This is a genomic window from Methylophilus sp. DMC16, from assembly GCF_056314045.1.
The window spans coordinates 273,687-291,561 of sequence record NZ_JBQUZC010000002.1 but is presented as its reverse complement, the minus strand read 5'-3'; the positions used below and the strand labels follow the sequence as shown (position 1 = coordinate 291,561).

Below are 17,875 nucleotides of genomic sequence, written 5' to 3'. Positions count from 1 at the left end.
AGGCATTCCGATGGTGGGGTATCGGAACTATTGAAGCTGCTGGTGAACCTGACTCTGGATCTTATCAGGCATTCCGATGGTGGGGTATCGGAACGCAGCTGACTCTTTTTGGCTGGATGATTGTATCTTATCAGGCATTCCGATGGTGGGGTATCGGAACTTGGCTGGCCGCCCAAGTATGGGTAAAACCATCTTATCAGGCATTCCGATGGTGGGGTATCGGAACAAAATGCCTCGCATGGAAGGGCCGCAGTCTATCTTATCAGGCATTCCGATGGTCGGGTATCGGAACGCATTTGGGGCAATCACCATCAACGCGCACATCTTATCAGGCATTCCGATGAGGTGAGTTCGCCAGTCACTCGCGGCTCGCTAACACTGTTTGGAGTAAGATAAATATCTTGTCCTGCTCACAATGTGCGACATTAAATCGCAGCCATGACGAAGGCTCCTGATACGGTCTGAACAAGTTGCCAGGGGCCAGCATGACGTTCTGTCTGGTCGCCAGACTGGCGATTTCGGCCGCCTGTCTGCCATGGCCCAGGCTGGCCCAGACGAACATGCCTCCGGCCGGTTCGGTGTAAAGCGTCAGCCCGCATTGCTCCAGCGCCTGAATGACTTGCCCTCTTTTGACTGCCAGGCGGTTGCGTACTTTCTCCATATGCTTGCGATACCTGCCCTCCACCAGGATCTGGTACATCACGCGCTGGTTGATTTCAGAGCTGGTCAGCCCTGTCAGGAGCTTGAGGTCTAGCAGTCTGCGCGCCAATTCTGCCTGGCAGGCGATAAAGCCCACACGCAGGCTGGCAGAAATTGTTTTGGAGTAACTACTGACATAGATGACGCGGTTGAGCTGGTCCAGGGCGGCGAGCCTGACCGCCGTTTGCGGGTGAAAGTCACCATAAATATCGTCTTCCACCAGATAAAAACCATATTTTTCTGTCAGCTGTAACAACTGGTGTGCCACCGCCAGGCTGGTGCTGGTGCCGGTCGGGTTATGCAGCACGGTGTTGGTGAAAAATAGCTTGGGCTTGTGTATGTGCAACAGCTGCTCCAGCTGTGCGATATCGGGACCATGGAGTCCGCGCGGCACGCCAACAATCTGGGCGCCCATGGATTTGAGCAGGCCAAATAAGGTGTAATAGCCGGGATCATCCACCAGCACCACATCGCCCGCTTTGATCATCAGTCTGGCGATCAGGTCTAGCCCATGCGAAGCGCCGTTGGTGATGAGCAGTTGCGAGGCTTCAGCGTGGATACCGATCTCGCCCAGGATTTTTTGGGCGAGCAACTGCCTGAGCGGTAAATAGCCGCTGACGTCGCCATAACTGGTTAAAAAACCGCCAGACTTTCTGGATAATTCATTCAGGCTTTTTTGAATGACTTTTTGATCAAGCCAATCCTTGGGTAGCCAGCCGCAGCCCGGCCGGATCGCCTCTGGCACATCCCTGAACGTGTTATGCAACAGCCACAATACATCATCTGCCCGCTCCAGATAAGACGTGTCCGTCACCGCCGTTTGCAAGGGGGTGACGGGCGCCACATAAAAGCCAGAGCCGCGCCGCGACAGCAGGTAGCCCAGTGCGACCAGGCGGTCGTAAGCATCGACCACGGTAAAGCGACTGACCCCATGTTGCGCGGCAAAATCACGGATAGACGGCAGGCGCGCACCGGTGCGTAGCACCCGCTGTGCGATCTGTTGCTGGATCCCGCTGACAATTTGCTCAACTAGTGGTACGGGTTCAAGCGGGTTAATGGTGATTAGCGGCTGTGTGACTGGCATGGTAGATGGGCCTGTACAGTTTTGTAGATTGATGCATAAATTGTATATGTAGTGTACTGGTTTTGGCGATTACGATCACGCTATCTTTCATGAAGGAGCGTCATCATGTCTTTGGTTCTGAGCAGTGTGCTGGTGCTGACACTACTGGCTGCATGTGTGATCCCTGCACATCCCTTTCACCAACAAGCGCTATCCCCCAGCCAGCCGCCGGTATGCCTGAAAAACCTGACTCGTCCTTTGGGATGCGACCCTGGTAACCAAACGCGACAGGCGGCTGTGATGGTCAGGGGGCAGGTGTTGTGGGTATCGCCTGTCACCAATCAATCGCAGGTCACAAGTCAGTCACAGGCTAAGGCTCAGTCGCAGGATGAATCAAATGTATCTCCCTAAACATTTTTCTGCACCGAGTGACGAAGCCCTGCTGTCATTGATCCATCGCTATCCTTTTGCGACATTGATTGCCTCGTTGCCGACCGGACTGGAGGTGAACCACCTGCCGCTGTCTTTGCAGGCCGGTCGCTTATGCGGGCATTTGGCGCGTGCCAATCCGCTTTGGCAACACTGGCAACAGAATGCGTCAGCGCAAGCCGTGATGGCGGTTTTTCATGGTCCGCATGCGTATGTTTCGCCCTCCTGGTACCCCAGCAAAACGCAGCGTGGAAAAGGGGTGCCTACCTGGAATTACGTGGTGGTCCACGTGCAAGGTCAATTACGGTTGATTGAAGAGGCTGATTGGTTGCGCGAGCATTTGCGGGCGCTGACTGCGCAGCATGAGGCCGAGTTTGAACAGCCGTGGCAGCTTGAAGATGCACCGGCTGACGATATTGAGCGGATGATGCAGGCGACCGTGGGCATTTCGATAGAAATCACGCAACTGACTGGCAAATGGAAGGTGAGCCAGAATCAGCCGCTGGAGAATCAGCAGGGTGTATGGCAGGGCTTGCAGGCAAGTGAGGCGCCGCATGCCAGGGACCTGGCTGCCATTCTGCAGGCGGTGAATGGGTTAAACGGCAAGTGATGCTAGCGCCTGCGCCAACCGCGGCCAGTCGACCTCAGAGGGCAATCCAAACCGCAGCGCTTGTGGCGCGGCAAAATAACGCGTCCACACACCATGTTGGGCCAAAGACTGGTGAAACTGGTGCGCGCCAGGATGTTGTACATATTGAAATAAATCCGTGCCGCCGTAAGGGGTCAGTCCATATTGCGTCAGCAGTTGCGCTAAGTTCGCCGATTGCACAGGCAACTGTGCACGCATCTGTTGCTGCCATGACCGATCCGCCAGGGCTAACTCGGCCAGGTATTGGCTGGGGCCGGCAAGGGTCCAGGGACCAAGCAGGGCGGCCACTTGCGCCAGGGCCGTAGGCTCCCCCAGTAAAAAGCCGACCCTGAGCCCGGCCAGTCCAAAAAACTTGCCTAGTGAACGCAACACCCATAACCCTGCCTGACCGCTCTGGCTGGCGAGGCTGTGTTGTGGCGTGCTGTCCATAAACGCTTCATCCACCACCAGCCAGCCGCCCCGCCGCGCTAATGCGGCATGCCAGGCAAGCAGTGTCTTAGCGGCGTACTTCTGGCCGGTCGGGTTGTTGGGGTTGCAGACCACTAACACCTCGCATTGTTGCAACAGGACGTCGTCTGGGGACTGTTCAAAAAAGTGCACTTGGTGGCCAGCTTGTTGCCAGGCATGTGCGTGTTCCTGATACATGGTGCGCGGCATGGCGACGTGGCAAGGCGCGCGCAAACGCGGCAACACTTGCAGGGCCGCTTGTGAGCCCGCACAGGCGAGCACATGCGGTGCGCCGTAATAGGCTTTTGCCATGGCGTGCAAACTGTCCGCCGCAGCAGGCAGCCGATGAAACAAGTCGGCAGGCAGTGCGGCGATCGGGTAATGTTGCGGGTTGATGCCGGTCGAGAGATCCAGCCAGTCGGCCAGTGGTCTGTCGTATTGCTGCGCAGCTTGCTGCAGGTTGCCGCCGTGCTCAAGCATAGGCTAACCCTCCAATCAATAGCGCCACCATCAGCCAGCTCAGCATGCCATTGCGCACCAGTTGCAAGGCGCGTGGGATATCCTCGGCGGTGGGCGGTGTGTGGGTGCCCAGGCGTGGGCGTTCATGCCATTCGCCATGGTAGCGGGCGCGCCCGCCCAGCTGCACGTTGAGTGCGCCTGCCCCTGCGGACATGACCGGGCCTGCGTTCGGGCTATCCCATAACGGTGCCTGGGATCGCCAGGATTGCCAGGCAAGGCGGGTGTGTCCGAGCAATGCATAGGTGATGGCTGTGAGGCGGGCCGGAATGTAATTCAATACATCATCCAGCCGTGCGGCGGCCCAGCCAAAATAAAAATAACGTGGTGTTTTATAGCCCCACATGGCGTCCAGCGTATTCACAAGGCGGTAAGCCAGCGCGCCCGGGCCGCCCGCGACAAAAAACCAGAACAGGGCGCCGAATACACTATCGTTGCCATTTTCCAACACGGATTCTATGGTTGCGCTGACCGGCTCTATCGCCTCCACATCGCGGCTGACCATATACGAGGTGGCAAGCTGTGCCTGCTTAAATTGCCCGGCTAGCAAGGCCTGATAAACAGCCAGCCCATGCTGGCGCAAGCTGCGCTGACCAATGGCAAAATACAGGCAATACACATGCAATGCGAGCGCGAGCCAGACGGAGACTTGCATCAGTAATACCACCGCAATCAGCACTGGTAACACCAGCAGTAGCACACCAACGATACCACTGATATATTGGCCGCGTAACGGTTGCCTAGATAAAGGATTCAACCGTTTTTCAAGCCTGGACGCTAACCAGCCAAAACCGACTAATGGGTGCCAGCGCCTGGGTTCGCCAAGCCAGAAATCGAGCAGCACCGCGCCACAGGCAAGCCCGGCGAGTGTGAGATAATCAGGGGATGGATAAGCAGGCAGTGAAAACATTAATGGTTCAAGGCACCACGTCGGATGCCGGTAAAAGTACGCTGGTGGCCGGATTGTGCCGCGTATTGTACCGCAGCGGGGTGGCGGTGGCGCCATTCAAGCCGCAAAACATGGCGCTCAATGCGGCGGTGACTGAAGACGGCGGCGAGATTGGCCGTGCGCAAGCGGTGCAGGCCATGGCCTGCGGATTGCCGCCGCATACCGATATGAATCCGGTCTTGCTCAAGCCTAACTCGGATACCGGCTGCCAGGTGATCATTCATGGCCGGGTGGTGGGTAACCAGGAAGCGAGTACTTACCACGACTACAAAAAGACCGCCATGCAAGCGGTGCTGCAATCCTATGCGCGTTTGCAGCAGCAATATGCATGCATTATGGTCGAAGGCGCGGGCAGCCCGGCTGAAATTAACCTGCGCGCTAACGATATTGCCAATATGGGCTTTGCTGAGGCGGTGGATTGCCCCGTCATTCTGGTGGCTGATATTGATAAGGGGGGCGTATTTGCCCACCTGGTTGGTACGCTGGCGTTGTTATCGGCAAGCGAACAGGCCAGAGTGGTCGGCTTTGTGATTAACAAATTCCGCGGCGATCTTGCCTTGCTGCAACCAGGGCTGGATTGGCTGGAGCAACGCACAGGCAAGCCCGTGATTGGCGTATTGCCGTATCTGCATGACTTGCATCTGGAAGCCGAAGATGCGGTTGCCAAGAGCGACACGAAAAAAGTGGGTACACAACTGACGGTTGTGGTACCCGTATTGCCGCATATCGCCAACCATACTGATTTTGATGCCTTGCGTTTGCACCCGCAGGTCGATCTCAGGTTTGTGCGGTTGAGTGAAGAGATGCCGGCGGCTGATCTTATCATCCTGCCTGGTAGCAAAAATGTACGCGGTGACCTGGCGGCCTTGCGTGAACATGGCTGGGAGCCCCGGATAGCGCGCCATTTGCGTTATGGTGGCAAAGTGCTGGGCATTTGCGGTGGCTTTCAGATGCTGGGCCAGCAATTGCATGATCCACTAGGGCTGGAGGGCGAGGTAGGTAGTAGTGCCGGCTTGGGCTGGCTGGAAATGGAAACCACCCTTGAGGTGCACAAACAGCTCAAGCAGGTGTCAGGTCAGTTGGCGTTTGCCAATGCCCAATTGCAAGGCTATGAAATTCATATGGGCGTCAGTACCGGACGGGCATTAGCACGCCCGGTGCATCTGCTGAGTGGCCAGGCAGAGGGAGCGTTATCCGAAGATGGCCAGGTGGCAGGCAGTTATATCCATGGCCTGTTTGACCATCCGCAAGCTTGCGCTGCCTGGTTACAATGGGCTGGTTTGTCTGGGCAAGTGGCTTACGATTACACGCAATTGCGCGAGCAGAGCCTGGAAAAATTGGCAGACAGTGTGCAGCAGCACTTCAACTGGTCCGCGCTGGCGGCTTATCTGCCGCAAGACTTTAAGCCAGATTAAGCAGCCACGACCTGGATGGTCTGTTCAAACGCCTGCACCACTTGCCCGGCGCGGATTTTGGCGGTTTTGCGGCGCTCAATTTCGCCATCGACCCTGATCAATCCTTCCGCCACCATAGACTTACCCTGACCGCCACTGTCGGCCACCCCTTCGAGTTTGAGCAAGTCACAGAGCGCGATGTATTCGCCTCTCAGTTCAAAAGTCGTCGTTTGCATGCTGTTTCCCTTCAATGCCTGAAAGCAGTCATTTTAAGGCTTGTTTGCCGTCTCTGGCGGTAAATTCACTTCCAGGGTCAGTGAAGCATTCAGACTTTCCCACAGGTGTTCATTAAGCTGGTGATGCACCGTCACAAACAGGAAGTTCAACCCGGCTTTATGCGGTTTGAAGGTAAACTCGCCTTGCTGATTGGCATGGAGGTTGGACGGCCTGACATTTTCGACATCGTAAAGGTCCTCTATGCGACGCTTACTAAAGTGCTCGTTATCGGTGACCACGATAATGCGTGCATTAGGCACCGGCTTGCCATGTTCGAGGACTTGCAAGCTGAGTTCACCCCCTAATTGCACACCATTGGGCGAGGCCAAGGGGATAATTTCCAGGCCTTTGTTTAAAGGCACAGGTTTGTATTTCTGTTGTCCTTTGAAAATATAAGTGTCGGCATAACTGTAATAGTTCATGGTGGTCGGCTTGCCGCTAACCCGTTTCATGTCGGCCGCAAAATACAGTTTTTTATCCGGTGTCTCGACGGCTTTGTAAACCGGGCCGACACGCTGCCCGGTGCTAATACGGTAGCTGCCTTCTTCTTTTAATTCGGGCTCCAGATACACCGCCGCTTTGGTTTTGGCGATCGGTTTGATGGCAGTCACTTCGCCGGCAGGGGACGTGATGGTGAAGTTAGGCGAGTCCATGGCGAAGTCGGCCTGGAATGGAAACTCGGTAAACGCAGATTCAATGGTCAGGCGGTGATGCGTCACATTGAACTGGTTAGGTTTTAAAAAGGGCACATGCGCCTCTGCAGCCAAGGCGGTGACTAAAGCGAGCAGGGCGAGAGACAATCTTTTCATACAGGTCTTTCTTGTTATTTAAGCGTTAATGGCAAGCCAGCGGCAATAAAACTCACGTGGTTTGCAACCGCTGCCACGTGCTGGTTGAGGCGACCTTGTTCATCCTGAAACTGGCGGTTGATTTCACCCAAGGGCACAATGCCCATGCCGACCTCGTTGCTCACTAAAAATACGTGTGCTTGCAATTGCGGCAAGGCTGCCAGTAGCGCCTGTTTTTCTGCCTGCCAGTCCAAGCGTTCCGGTTTGTCGCAGTCCGGGCAGATGCATTGCGCCAGCCACAAGGTTAAACAATCGACAATCAGGCAGGTGTCTGGTGCGTCGTTGTCTAGCAAGGTCTGCCCGAGGTTGAATGGCGCTTCGACCAATCCCCAGTAAGGCGGACGGCGGGTTTTGTGATGCTCCACGCGTTTGGCAAACTCGTCATCGTAGACTTGGGCAGTCGCGATATAGGTGACCGGGCATTCAAGTGCCGAGGCCAGCCGTTCGGCATAGACGCTTTTGCCGCTGCGTGCCCCGCCTAAAATCAGGTGCGTAGTCATGCATGACCCCCTTGTTGTTGCCAGCGTTGAATAATGGTTTGCAATTGCACCAGGCCTTCGCTAAACAGCGCAGGGCCTGGTTGCAAGATATCGACCGACTTGATTTCATAGAGATGGCCATGCTGGATGGCCGGGATGGCATGCCAGCCTTCGCGCGCTTTGACTTTTTCCGGCTGGAATTTCTTGCCGCACCAGGAGCCGATGATGATATCCGGTTGTGCTGCGATCACTTGCGCTGCGGTGACCTGGCGGTCCCTGGCACTGTGAAACTCGCTCAATTCAGGGAAGCAATCTTGCCCGCCGGCAGCAGCGATCAATTCAGCCGCCCAGCGGATGCTGCACATCATGGGTTCATCCCACTCTTCAAAATAGACCTTGGGTTTGCGCGGCCAATTGGCTGCCTGCTGGCGGGCAGCGGCCAGTTGTGCCTGGTAGCGTGTTACTAAATCTTCTGCTTTTTCGCTGGCCCCAACCAGATCACCGACGGTGAGTATCATCTGCAGTGTTTCATCCAGGCTGCGCTGGTTAAACACATGCACCTGGCAACCGGCTTTGATCAGTGACGCGGCAATCTCTGCCTGCAAGTTAGAGAAGCACAGCACCAGATCAGGCTGCAGCGCCAGGATTTTCTCAATATTGGCACTGGTAAAGGCACTGATCTTGGGTTTTTCTTTGCGGGCGATGGCCGGGCGGGTGGTAAAGCCGGAAATACCGACAATACGGTCCTGCTCACCTAGCAGGTAGAGTACCTCCACCGTTTCGGTGGTCAGGCAGACAATGCGTTGTGGCCAGCGTTTCATGTGTGTGTACTTTCATGAGGTTGCCAGCCGTTTTCCATCAGCATGTCAGCGAGCGGTTTTTCTGTCGTCCAGCCTTCTTCCACCAGCATGGGCGATTTGTAAAAGGTATTCACATAACCCAGGCATAAAATGGCGACTGGTTTGGCGCCCTCGGGCAGATTCAATAATTGCGCCAGTTGGTGCGGGTCAAACAGGCTGACCCAGCCCAGGCCTATGCCTTCTGCACGTGCAGCCAGCCACAAGTTTTGAATCGCACAGCTGACCGAGGCCAGGTCCATTTCTGGCAATGTGCGGCGGCCAAAAATATGTTTTTCACGCTGGTCGCACAAGGTGGCGACCAGCACCTCGCCACAGTCGAGAATGCCTTCCACCTTGAGCCGCATGAATTCGGCCATGCGTGCCGTGTCTTCAACTTCGCCGATGGCCTGGGCCGTGAGTTTGCGTTCTTCATCGACCAGCGTGTGGATGGCTTTTCGCAATGCGACATCGCTGATGCGGATAAACCGCCATGGCTGCATCAGGCCGACACTGGGCGCGTGATGGGCGGCTTGCAGTAATTTCCGCAATAACTCGGGGGCGATAGGCGTGGGCAAAAAATGCCTCATATCGCGTCGTTCGGCAATCACTTTGTAAATCGCCGCTTTGTCGGTATCAGGGTAGGCGAAACTCATGACAGAAAAAACTGGGCCGCTAAAGCCGGATTGGACGGGAAGTAAAAGTGCAGAAAGCTGGCAGTGATGGATTGATGGCGATAGACCGGCTCGCCTGCGCCATATTTACCTTTGCCTTGCGCAATGACCGGCAAGTCGGTGTCAAAGCGGGCATAGTGAAAAGTGTGCGCGCCTATCGTCGCCGCGTCATCGCCGGTTGCGCCGTTGTCAGCCGCTGAAAAGGTTGCATGCTGCGTCCCCAGGCCTTGCAATTTGGGCTGAAGCGCAGCGTTGCCGGGCAGCAGGCCGAAGGAGGGTTGTCCATTTAGTGTTTCACCGAGTGCCAGCATGCCGCCACATTCGGCCAATATGGGTTTGCCTGATTCGGCGGCTGCGCGTAAGCCTTCACGCATGCTGTGGTTGTGTTGCAGTCGCTCCAGATGCAATTCCGGGTAGCCACCCGGCAGCCAGTAAGCATCCGCAGCCGGTAATTGCGTATCGTGCAAGGGTGAAAAAAATGCAATCTGTGCGCCTAGTGTCTGTAGCAGATCCAGATTGGCCTGATATGTAAAACAGAACGCGGCATCTTTGGCCACGGCAATGGTTTTGCCTTGCAATAATGGTGTTATCGCCTGCTGTTCGGGTGCGGCAAACTGCACGCTCGGCGGCAATGGCATGTCTTGCCCCAGAAGTTGCGCAGCGGCTTCTATGCGCTGGTCTATGTCCGTGATTTCCTGGGCAAGATGCAAACCGAGGTGGCGCTCTGGCAAACTCAGTTGCGTGTCAAACTTCATGGCACCCAGCCAGGGGATGTCCGCGGGGAGCGCTTCTTTAATCATGTTGGCATGGCCCTCGCTGCCGACCTGGTTGGCAATCACTCCGGCGCGCTGCAGGGCGGGCCGAAAGCCATACAAACCATAGGCGAGCGCGGCACCTGTCTGTGCCATGGCTTTGGCATTGAGCACCAATGCGACAGGGATGCCAAAGCGCTCGGCAATATCGGCGCATGAAGGCTTGCCATCATATAGCCCCATCACCCCTTCGAGCAGAATCACGTCATTGTCTTGGGCGGCCTTGTGCAGCAGCCGTTGTGCATCGGCTTCACCACACATGCCAAGGTCGAGGTTATACACTGGCTTGCCAGTCGCTACTTGCAGAATCATGCCGTCGATAAAGTCCGGCCCGCATTTGAACGCCTGCACGCGTAAGCCGCGGTTGCGGTACACGCGCGCCAATGCCGCGGTAGCCATGGTTTTGCCTTGCCCAGACGCCGGGGCCGCCATTAACATGGCCCGGCAGCTTGCCGCGGTTGCTTGCATTACAGATCTATCCCGGCCTGGGCCTTGATGCCTGCACGCCAGGCATGCTTGACATCCATCAGTTCAGACACCGTATCGGCAGCGTTTCTCAATGCCTCGGAAGCGCCGCGGCCAGTGATGACCACGTGCTGCATGGGTGGGCGTTTGGCGATGGCATCCAACACCATTTGTTCATCGAGGTAGCCATATTTGAAGGTGTAGGTGAGCTCATCCAGCACCACCAGCTGAATGGCCGGGTCTTGCAGCATCCCGGCCACAATCTGCCAGCCACGCATGGCGGTTTCGGTGTCACGTTGGCGGTCTTGTGTGTTCCAGGTAAAGCCTTCGCCCAGCACATGCCAGGTGACAGCAGGGTGCTGGCGAAAAAAGGCTTCTTCGCCCGTATCTGAACGGCCTTTGATAAATTGGGCGACACCAACACGCATGCCGTGGCCCAGCGAGCGGGCCACCATGCCAAAGGCAGAAGAGCTTTTGCCTTTGCCGTTGCCCGTGAGGATGAGTAGCAGGCCTTTCTCCTGATTGGCCTGCTCGATTTTTTCATCAATGACCGCTTTTTTGCGGATCATGCGCGCCTTGTGGCGACTGTCGCGATCATTGGTTTCCATGGTGCGTAATACTTAAGCGTTTTCGCGCACGGAGCGCTTGGCCAGGCCAAATGCCACATGTGCAATCACTGCAACCACGACCCAAAATGCAATCGCTTCGATTTGTTTCGGGAAGTATTTGACCAGACGCGCGCCAAACTCAACCAGGGTTGGTTCGGCGTAGCGGCCACCAAAGAAGTAAAACCCACCGCTGGAAAACAGCTCAGCAAGCACAGATCCCAGCAATACTGCCCCTGTCAGCTTGAACAGGCTGCTAAATTGCCAGGTAGTGTTCGACGCAGTCCAGCGGCCAGCCAGCCACATGCTGCCATAAGCCGGCAACAAAAAGCCATAAGCAGGGGTCACGCAGAAATTACTCACACCGCCCCAGGTGATGGCTGCCATATCCAGCGCAGCACACAATCCCAGCAAGGCCACAAACACCAGCGTTGAGCGCAGGTAATAACCCGCGATAAAAAACGCTGCATAAGAAGCGCTCGGTAAAAAATCAATCGAAGCAAAATGATGACCACGCGTGATAATGACCATCAAGGCAATGAGAAAGCCAATTGCCAGAGACTGAGTTGAAAGGTTACGTGGCATGCCAACGACTCCAAAATTAAGGTTAATTATAAGACGTGGATTTTAGCCCAATTCGCACGGGCTTGGGCAAAATCCACTTTTCCTGAGTTACTTCAGGTCGTAGTTAAGGCTGATAAAAACATTTGAGCCCATGGTGTTGTAATAAGGGTTGTTGGGTCTTGAAACGGTTTTAGTTGATGCAAGCGCATAGTCTTTGTCCAAGATATTATTTGCTCTAATTTGCAGTTTCCAGTGAGGGTTTATTTGATACCCCAAAGTTGTATTCAAGAGCGCATAGCCACTTAAGCGGAATTGGTTTGCGGCATCGTCGTAACGCATTGATGAAGCTGAAACTTCGCTGTCCCAGTTCCATGGTCCTGATTTGTACTGGAGGATAAAATTGCCATAACGCTGAGCGCGCCTCGCCAAAAGATTATCAGTGGCATCACTACGCGGTGACTGCACTGTCGCATTGGCTGTGACTAGCCATTGCTCAGCAATAGGTAGACTGCCTTCCAACGTGATACCTTGCACTTCTACCTTGCCGGCATTGATTGCACAACCATTGCTGAATCCAGCTGGGCAACCTGAGTTGAGGGTTTGAATAAAGTTGCGGATATGGTTATCAAACACTGTCAGCTTGGCTTGTAATGTTTGACCTTGGTATCGAGCGCTGGCCTCAATATTGTCTGCTTTTTCTGAGGGCAGGTTGGCATTGCCAAAGCTTGGATAATATAGTTGGTTAAAGGTTGGTGCTCTAAAGGATGAGCCATACTGGGCAGTTAAGCGCCATTCTGGGGATAAAGCATAACCATAACCGAGGCCGCCCGTTGTGTAATTGCCAAACTGACTGTTGTAATCTTTTCGCAGTGACAGTTGAGTGCTGTGTGCTTCAAAGCTACCCACGTAGCCTAAAACAAAGGCATTATTGTTGCGATTCCTCTTCAGCAAGTTGCTGCCATTCGATTGAGTTAATACATCTTGTTCCAGCCTGTCATAAGCGAAGGTAAAAGTCCCATGAGTGAGGCTATAGTCGTGTTGCCAGGATAGTTGGCGTTGTTCAGTTTCAATATTGCTATTGAGCGTTGCGCTACTGACGCTAAATGATCGGTCAAAACCAATGTTGTACTCTAATTTGCTGTTCCAGTGCTCAGTCATCGCGTTTTTGAGTGCAACACCATAGCCTTGTTGATGACGTTCCAGATAGTTTCCGCCCGCATAAGCATTATCGTATTCATTATGCCCTTTGCTTTCCAGGTAGTGTATTCCCAAGGAGTGGCCGGGTGCGAATGTCAGATTTGCGTATGTCGAACTGCTAAAGTTGTAATATCCATCTCTATCTTTATCAATCACAGAGGGGGGATGTTTCTTTGCAGAAATCCCACGCGTGTCGTAATTGCTGATTTGTGCACCGAGTTTTAGCGCTTTATAGGCAGTATCGAAGCCAGCATTCCCAGTATATGAGTCATAGCTACCGGCACCCGCACTGCCGTAAAGATGGGTTTTGTTGCCTTTGCCACGCTTCGTGAAAATCTGAACAACGCCGCCGATTGCATCTGAGCCATAAAGGCTAGAAGCAGGGCTGCGTAGAATTTCAATCCGCTCGATGAGTGCCAAGGGGATATTTTCAAAGGCGGTCGTACCAGTCGTCCCGGAATTGATGCGCACGCCATCAACCAATACAATCAGTTGATTGTCATTGGTACCACGTAGTGAAATGTTGCTACTTGTCCCCATGCCACCATTTGTGTAGGTTTGAACGCCTGGTTGCAGTCTCAATAAATCTGCCAAAGCACCGCCTTGTAGGCGGTTAATTTCTTCACTATCAATCACTGTAATATCACCAGTGACTGTTTTGGTTGATTGTGGCGTTCTGCTGGAGGTAACTACGACTTCATCCAGGGAAGTCAGTGTGTTGTCTGCGGCATAGATGTTAAAAGAGATCGTTGTGATAATGCCTAATAATGTTCTTTTTTTCATTTGATTTTCCTTAGCAAGTGTTGGAGGGCACTCAAGAGGGGGCGTGAGTGACGCTAATCAACAATGGAATTAAAAGTCGGCTTTTAGGCCTACTCGCCAAGTACGAACAAAATCTATTGGGTAGAGAGAGTCAACTGCTGTTTGAATATTGTTTTGATGCTCAAATAAATTATTGACTGCAGCAAAAACGGTGTATTGCTGCACCTTAACATTTAACGAAAGATTGGTTGACTCATAACGACTTTGCCTTTGCGTAGCATTGTTTAAAAAATCGTTATAAACGTAAGCTTGTGAGCGCCAAACATGATTGAGATTGAGGTTGGTGTTTGTAAATATTTTCCAATTAATATTTGCAACGAGAGACTGTCTGGGGGCGCCTGGCAGATTCTTATCTTTGATGAGGGTGCCGCTTTCTTGAAGCTCCCTGTCAATAATGGCCTTGGTGTATGTATAAATCAGGCCTACATTAAGCTCATTACTCAGGTGATAAATATCTTGTAACTCAAAGCCGAGTTTATGGCTCTTGTCTAAGTTGGTATTTATACCAAGTACAGATGGGTCATAATAAATCTCGTTATCCAAATTGGCTCTGAAAGCGCTTAATTTGAGGTGGTTGTTTGTAGTTGTGTGGTTGAGACCAATGTTCAGTGTTCTCACTTTTTGTGGTTTGATGAATCCATTGAAAACAACGTTGAATGACGCGTCATAACCGAAAAATCGATTAATGTCTGGAGCTTCAAAAGCGTAGTTGTAATTGCTAAATAATGAGAGGGACGGCATCAATTGGTAGTTGGCACCTAGGTCCCATGCGCTCAATTGGATGGAGCGATTGAGGGAGTCTCCTCCATTCGGGGTATAAGTGTAAGAGACCTGTTCTTTGCGTAATCCCGCTGATAGTGTAAGGTCTTTAATGGATTGCGGTTTGAATTCTGATGATATGAACAATCCGTGGTTATTCTTTTTCGTGAGATCTGAGGATGTTTTAATTGCTCCATTAAAATCTTGGAAGCCCGAAATCACTGACCATTGATCATTCGTGTACTTGTAAGTCGCTTTAGTGCCTTCATAGTCATAATGAGGCCGATAGCTCGGATAGATAGATGCTTTATCCTCACGAAAGTGAGTAATCTCTATCGATGAATCTGTATTGATCTGGTAGTCCAAGCCAATCTGCCACTGGTCTGAATTAAGTTCCTGATGGGTATATGACGTAGCCGGGCGACCATTTTGGGATGGATTGTCCTCAAATTGTGCTTTGGACATCGGATTGGGATAACGCAGATCGTTTTTAGTGCTGGAGCCTTGTGCATAAACAGCTAGTTGCTCTGTTGGTTTGATCCTAAGTTTTACTTGTTGAGTATTTGAGTCGTATGCATCGCGGTGGCCTGTTCTATCTTTGGCGCTAAACCCGTCGTGACTATCATGCGATGCACTCGCCGATAAATCTATGTGCTCACTAGAAAACCCAGCACTAATAGCATGATTGCGTTGCCCATAATTACCAGCACTGGTCATGACAGAGGCCCCGTTTCGGCTTTTCGTGTAAATCTGTATGGCGCCTGCTGTTGCGCCATCACCGTAAAGTACTGACCCACTCCCTTTGCTGATCTCTATTCTTTCAATGTTTGCAAGAGGAATGCCAACCAATAGTTGTGGGCTCATGTCGATATTATTTAAGCGTTGACCATCAACGGTAATCACTACATTTTGATAGCCATTTTCACTCCCATAGCCGCGTAAGTTTATGCTTGGTGTGGCTTTGCTACCGAAGTTGGAGCTAATGTTCAATGAGCTCTGTTGTGCAAGATAGTCGAAGAGAGTACTGGCTCCTGATGCTGCAATTTGTTTTGCTGTATGAATTTCGCTGGCATAAGTGGTTTGTGATTCTTTGCGCTCAAAGCCCGAAGATTTAACACTCACTGAGTCTAGTTCTAAATCTTCAGCAAAGACGGGTGATGCGAATAGCGTAGCCATGACGCTATAAAAAAGCTTTTTTTTCATTTTCTTATCCCTGTATCACATGCGACCCCGCATGTGGGTTGACTTTCAATACCGGGGAATCGACAGAAAATGAATAAATGCATCGCTTGTTGGCAAGCCATGCATTCATTATGATCAGACACCGTCACCCCGCGGTATTGCAATTGGGTTGTAAGGCCGGTCTCCGGGCTGGCAAGTCTTGGTCTATCGCCTTCCCAAGTTTTTACTCAGTGGCATATGGATAGACCCGCACTTGCTTACCGTTGCGGGGGCAGCACAGGCATTGCGAACGAGGTTCGCGCACCTGTTTCCCAGTTTCACCCTTGTCTGCAAGAACGCAGACGCAGGCACCTGACAACTGTTCGGCATTCTAGTCTAAAGCAGTGACTTTGACCAGTTGCATGGTATCTTGCGAGGGGCTTCAAATTCTTAATTTACTTTGAAAAAATGCGCTTAGCTATTGACCACACTCGTTTTTTTAAAAGATAATGGGCTGATGGATGCCGATTTAAAAAGTCTTGAAGAGCGTGTGACGAAGCTGATTGCTTTGTGCAGCCAGCTGCGTGACGAAAACGTGGAGTTACGTCAGGAGGTCACGCGTTTGCATCAGGAGTCACAATCTCTAAAGCTGAACATGACGCAAGCCAGTGTACAGCTGGAGCGGTTGTTGTCGGCATTGCCTGAGGAAGGTCGTTAGTCATGGCCAAACAGCCGATTGATATCGAGATCATGGGCCGCGCGTTTAGCGTGACCTGTACCGACGAAGAGCGCGACAGTTTATTGCAGGCGGTGGGTTACCTTGATGGTAAAATGCGCGAAATTCGTGATGTGGGCAAGATGGTGAGTGTGGAGCGCATTGCGATCATGGCCGCGCTGAACATTACCCATGAGTTGTTGAATACGCGTAGCGGCGGGGTTGATGTGGGCGATGTGAAAAAGCGCATTTCTACCATGCAGCAGCAGATCGATGATGTTTTGTCCGGCCAGCACAAATTATTGTAATCCGCTTCATTTCACAAAATTTTAACCGTCATTAGTATTAAATGACGTATCATAAAAGTGGTGTGCTAAGGCGTTGCCTGAGTCCAAAATTCCTTGAACTAGTCTTTGTTATAGGTTTCGGCTCATCAGGTGCGGTGCGATCGCACTAAGTTGGGCGGTCTTTTAAGACGCCCTTGGCGTGCGAACCTAATGTACCTTAGGCTGTTACCACCTGAACTTTTTTGGTTCAGGATTAGCGGCTCAGGTAACCCCTTAGCACATCCCCTCTCGCACCTTTGTCTTGTTATCTTAAGGCATGGTATTTCAAGTCCGCCAGGCTAATGATTTCCAGGCAGTTTTCGTGGCAAGACTCCAGAATCACTGGCGGCGCGTAACCGGCTTCACTGGCTTCCAGCCATCTTCTCGCACACAGGCACCACCGATCACCAGCCTTGAGCCCGGGAAATGCATAGTCTGGTCTGGGGGTGGACAAGTCATTGCCTTGCGCTTGCGAAAACGCCAGAAACTCATCTGTCATTTCTGCGCAGACGGTATGTTTACCTAAATCTTCCGGGTGGTGACTGCAACAACCATCGCGCATAAAGCCTGTGACTGGTTGCATACTGCAAGGGATCAGAAGGGTGCCTAAAACGTTTTTTGTCATGATTTTCAACTGTGCTCTAACTTGGTTTATGATACTGGCATTTAGATGTGTAAAGAAGGTTTTCAGGCATGGCGCGTTACTGGTTAATGAAATCCGAACCCTCGGATGTCTCCATTGATGATTTGGCGGGATTCCCCAATCAAACTGTAGACTGGTATGGGATACGCAATTATCAGGCGCGAAACTTCATGCGTGACCAGATGAAGGTGGGCGATGGCGTGTTGTTTTATCACTCCAATTGTGCTGAGCCTGGCATCGTCGGCATTTGCGAGGTCAGTACCTTGGCCTATCCCGACCGCTTTCAGTTTGTGCAAGGGCACAAGTATTTTGATCCCAAGTCTACACCGGAAAGTCCACGCTGGGTGAACGTAGATGTCAAGCTCGTGCGCAAAACGCGATTGCTGAGTTTGAAAGAGATGCGGGAAACGCCCGCCCTGGCCACCATGCGTGTCTTGCAAAAAGGGAACCGCTTGTCGATTACCCCGGTCGATCCCAAAGAGTGGGCGTTTATCACGGCCCTGCTCAGCACATAACCTTTTCTTTGGCGACTTTGGCGGCGTACATG

Annotated in this window: 20 protein-coding genes, 1 CRISPR repeat array and 1 riboswitch (1 of these 22 running past the window's edge); of the genes, 6 read left to right on the top strand and 14 right to left on the bottom strand. The window is 52.5% G+C overall.

Going from position 1 to position 17,875, the window contains the following annotated elements; genetic code table 11:
• Nucleotides 1–292: direct repeats of the CRISPR family, unit length 36 nt; unit sequence ATCTTATCAGGCATTCCGATGGTGGGGTATCGGAAC (it extends 1,328 nt beyond the left edge of the window).
• A 66-nt stretch (nucleotides 293–358) separates the two neighbouring features.
• Complete coding sequence (locus ACT53D_RS09595) at nucleotides 359–1,783, bottom strand: aminotransferase-like domain-containing protein (protein ID WP_476155878.1); 1,425 nt, start codon at nucleotides 1,781–1,783, stop codon at nucleotides 359–361.
• A 105-nt stretch (nucleotides 1,784–1,888) separates the two neighbouring features.
• Between ACT53D_RS09595 and ACT53D_RS09590 the strand changes: the two genes are divergently transcribed.
• Together ACT53D_RS09590 and ACT53D_RS09585 are read left to right on the top strand one after the other, a co-directional pair.
• Complete coding sequence (locus ACT53D_RS09590; RefSeq protein ID WP_476155876.1) at nucleotides 1,889–2,173, top strand: hypothetical protein; 285 nt, start codon at nucleotides 1,889–1,891, stop codon at nucleotides 2,171–2,173.
• The gene (locus ACT53D_RS09585) at nucleotides 2,160–2,801 is read left to right on the top strand and encodes an FMN-binding negative transcriptional regulator (RefSeq protein ID WP_476155874.1); all 642 of its coding nucleotides are present in this window, start codon (nucleotides 2,160–2,162) and stop codon (nucleotides 2,799–2,801) included. Before ACT53D_RS09590 ends, ACT53D_RS09585 begins: the two co-directional genes overlap by 14 nt.
• Here ACT53D_RS09585 and cobD read toward each other — a convergent pair.
• Complete coding sequence (gene cobD, locus ACT53D_RS09580) at nucleotides 2,787–3,767, bottom strand: threonine-phosphate decarboxylase CobD (protein ID WP_476155872.1); 981 nt, start codon at nucleotides 3,765–3,767, stop codon at nucleotides 2,787–2,789. The two genes, ACT53D_RS09585 and cobD, sit on opposite strands and share 15 nt — an antisense overlap.
• Nucleotides 3,760–4,713 carry an adenosylcobinamide-phosphate synthase CbiB gene (cbiB, locus tag ACT53D_RS09575; RefSeq protein WP_379074363.1) on the bottom strand — a complete coding sequence of 318 codons (954 nt, stop codon included), beginning with the start codon at nucleotides 4,711–4,713 and terminating at the stop codon, nucleotides 3,760–3,762. Before cbiB ends, cobD begins: the two co-directional genes overlap by 8 nt.
• Before the next feature lie 2 nt (nucleotides 4,714–4,715).
• On the opposite strand from cbiB, the gene ACT53D_RS09570 reads away from it, so the two are divergent.
• The gene (locus ACT53D_RS09570) at nucleotides 4,716–6,167 is read left to right on the top strand and encodes a cobyric acid synthase (protein WP_476155870.1); all 1,452 of its coding nucleotides are present in this window, start codon (nucleotides 4,716–4,718) and stop codon (nucleotides 6,165–6,167) included.
• Here the strand turns inward: ACT53D_RS09570 and ACT53D_RS09565 are convergent.
• The 10 genes from ACT53D_RS09565 to ACT53D_RS09520 all read right to left on the bottom strand — a co-directional run bounded on the left by ACT53D_RS09565 (nucleotide 6,164) and on the right by ACT53D_RS09520 (nucleotide 15,686).
• Nucleotides 6,164–6,382 carry an RNA-binding S4 domain-containing protein gene (locus ACT53D_RS09565; protein ID WP_476155868.1) on the bottom strand — a complete coding sequence of 73 codons (219 nt, stop codon included), beginning with the start codon at nucleotides 6,380–6,382 and terminating at the stop codon, nucleotides 6,164–6,166. The genes ACT53D_RS09570 and ACT53D_RS09565 overlap by 4 nt on opposite strands.
• A 33-nt stretch (nucleotides 6,383–6,415) precedes the next feature.
• Nucleotides 6,416–7,231 (bottom strand): DUF4198 domain-containing protein, encoded by an 816-nt coding sequence (locus tag ACT53D_RS09560; protein ID WP_476155866.1) that lies wholly within the window; start codon nucleotides 7,229–7,231, stop codon nucleotides 6,416–6,418.
• Between the two features lie 14 nt (nucleotides 7,232–7,245).
• Entirely contained in the window at nucleotides 7,246–7,770 is a 525-nt protein-coding gene (cobU, locus tag ACT53D_RS09555) for a bifunctional adenosylcobinamide kinase/adenosylcobinamide-phosphate guanylyltransferase (RefSeq protein WP_476155864.1), read from the bottom strand.
• Nucleotides 7,767–8,570: a cobalamin-binding protein gene (locus ACT53D_RS09550; RefSeq protein ID WP_476155862.1), complete on the bottom strand. Its 804-nt coding sequence runs from the start codon at nucleotides 8,568–8,570 to the stop codon at nucleotides 7,767–7,769. Before ACT53D_RS09550 ends, cobU begins: the two co-directional genes overlap by 4 nt.
• The gene (gene bluB, locus ACT53D_RS09545) at nucleotides 8,567–9,241 is read right to left on the bottom strand and encodes a 5,6-dimethylbenzimidazole synthase (RefSeq protein WP_476155860.1); all 675 of its coding nucleotides are present in this window, start codon (nucleotides 9,239–9,241) and stop codon (nucleotides 8,567–8,569) included. Before bluB ends, ACT53D_RS09550 begins: the two co-directional genes overlap by 4 nt.
• Nucleotides 9,238–10,539, bottom strand: a complete 1,302-nt coding sequence (locus ACT53D_RS09540) for a cobyrinate a,c-diamide synthase (RefSeq protein ID WP_476155858.1) — start codon at nucleotides 10,537–10,539, stop codon at nucleotides 9,238–9,240. Before ACT53D_RS09540 ends, bluB begins: the two co-directional genes overlap by 4 nt.
• Nucleotides 10,539–11,144: a cob(I)yrinic acid a,c-diamide adenosyltransferase gene (gene cobO, locus ACT53D_RS09535; protein ID WP_194748840.1), complete on the bottom strand. Its 606-nt coding sequence runs from the start codon at nucleotides 11,142–11,144 to the stop codon at nucleotides 10,539–10,541. The genes ACT53D_RS09540 and cobO overlap by 1 nt, the downstream gene beginning before the upstream one ends.
• A gap of 12 nt (nucleotides 11,145–11,156) precedes the next feature.
• Nucleotides 11,157–11,726: a hypothetical protein gene (locus tag ACT53D_RS09530; protein ID WP_476155856.1), complete on the bottom strand. Its 570-nt coding sequence runs from the start codon at nucleotides 11,724–11,726 to the stop codon at nucleotides 11,157–11,159.
• Between the two features lie 87 nt (nucleotides 11,727–11,813).
• Nucleotides 11,814–13,685, bottom strand: coding sequence for a TonB-dependent receptor domain-containing protein (locus ACT53D_RS09525; RefSeq protein WP_476155854.1), 1,872 nt, complete (start codon nucleotides 13,683–13,685; stop codon nucleotides 11,814–11,816).
• Between the two features lie 69 nt (nucleotides 13,686–13,754).
• Nucleotides 13,755–15,686 carry a TonB-dependent receptor gene (locus tag ACT53D_RS09520; RefSeq protein WP_476155852.1) on the bottom strand — a complete coding sequence of 644 codons (1,932 nt, stop codon included), beginning with the start codon at nucleotides 15,684–15,686 and terminating at the stop codon, nucleotides 13,755–13,757.
• Between the two features lie 137 nt (nucleotides 15,687–15,823).
• A riboswitch (cobalamin riboswitch) is annotated at nucleotides 15,824–16,035 on the bottom strand.
• A 90-nt stretch (nucleotides 16,036–16,125) separates the two neighbouring features.
• Between ACT53D_RS09520 and ACT53D_RS09515 the strand changes: the two genes are divergently transcribed.
• Together ACT53D_RS09515 and ACT53D_RS09510 are read left to right on the top strand one after the other, a co-directional pair.
• Entirely contained in the window at nucleotides 16,126–16,362 is a 237-nt protein-coding gene (locus ACT53D_RS09515; protein ID WP_194748837.1) for a hypothetical protein, read from the top strand.
• A gap of 2 nt (nucleotides 16,363–16,364) precedes the next feature.
• The gene (locus tag ACT53D_RS09510; RefSeq protein ID WP_194748836.1) at nucleotides 16,365–16,667 is read left to right on the top strand and encodes a cell division protein ZapA; all 303 of its coding nucleotides are present in this window, start codon (nucleotides 16,365–16,367) and stop codon (nucleotides 16,665–16,667) included.
• Between the two features lie 283 nt (nucleotides 16,668–16,950).
• Here ACT53D_RS09510 and ACT53D_RS09505 read toward each other — a convergent pair whose 3' ends face one another.
• Complete coding sequence (locus ACT53D_RS09505; protein WP_275357727.1) at nucleotides 16,951–17,310, bottom strand: DUF2237 family protein; 360 nt, start codon at nucleotides 17,308–17,310, stop codon at nucleotides 16,951–16,953.
• A gap of 68 nt (nucleotides 17,311–17,378) precedes the next feature.
• Here ACT53D_RS09505 and ACT53D_RS09500 point away from each other — a divergent pair, with 68 nt between their 5' ends.
• A complete protein-coding gene (locus tag ACT53D_RS09500) occupies nucleotides 17,379–17,843 on the top strand; it encodes an EVE domain-containing protein (RefSeq protein WP_194748834.1) in 465 nt (154 codons plus the stop codon).
• The last annotated feature ends 32 nt before the right edge of the window (nucleotides 17,844–17,875 follow it).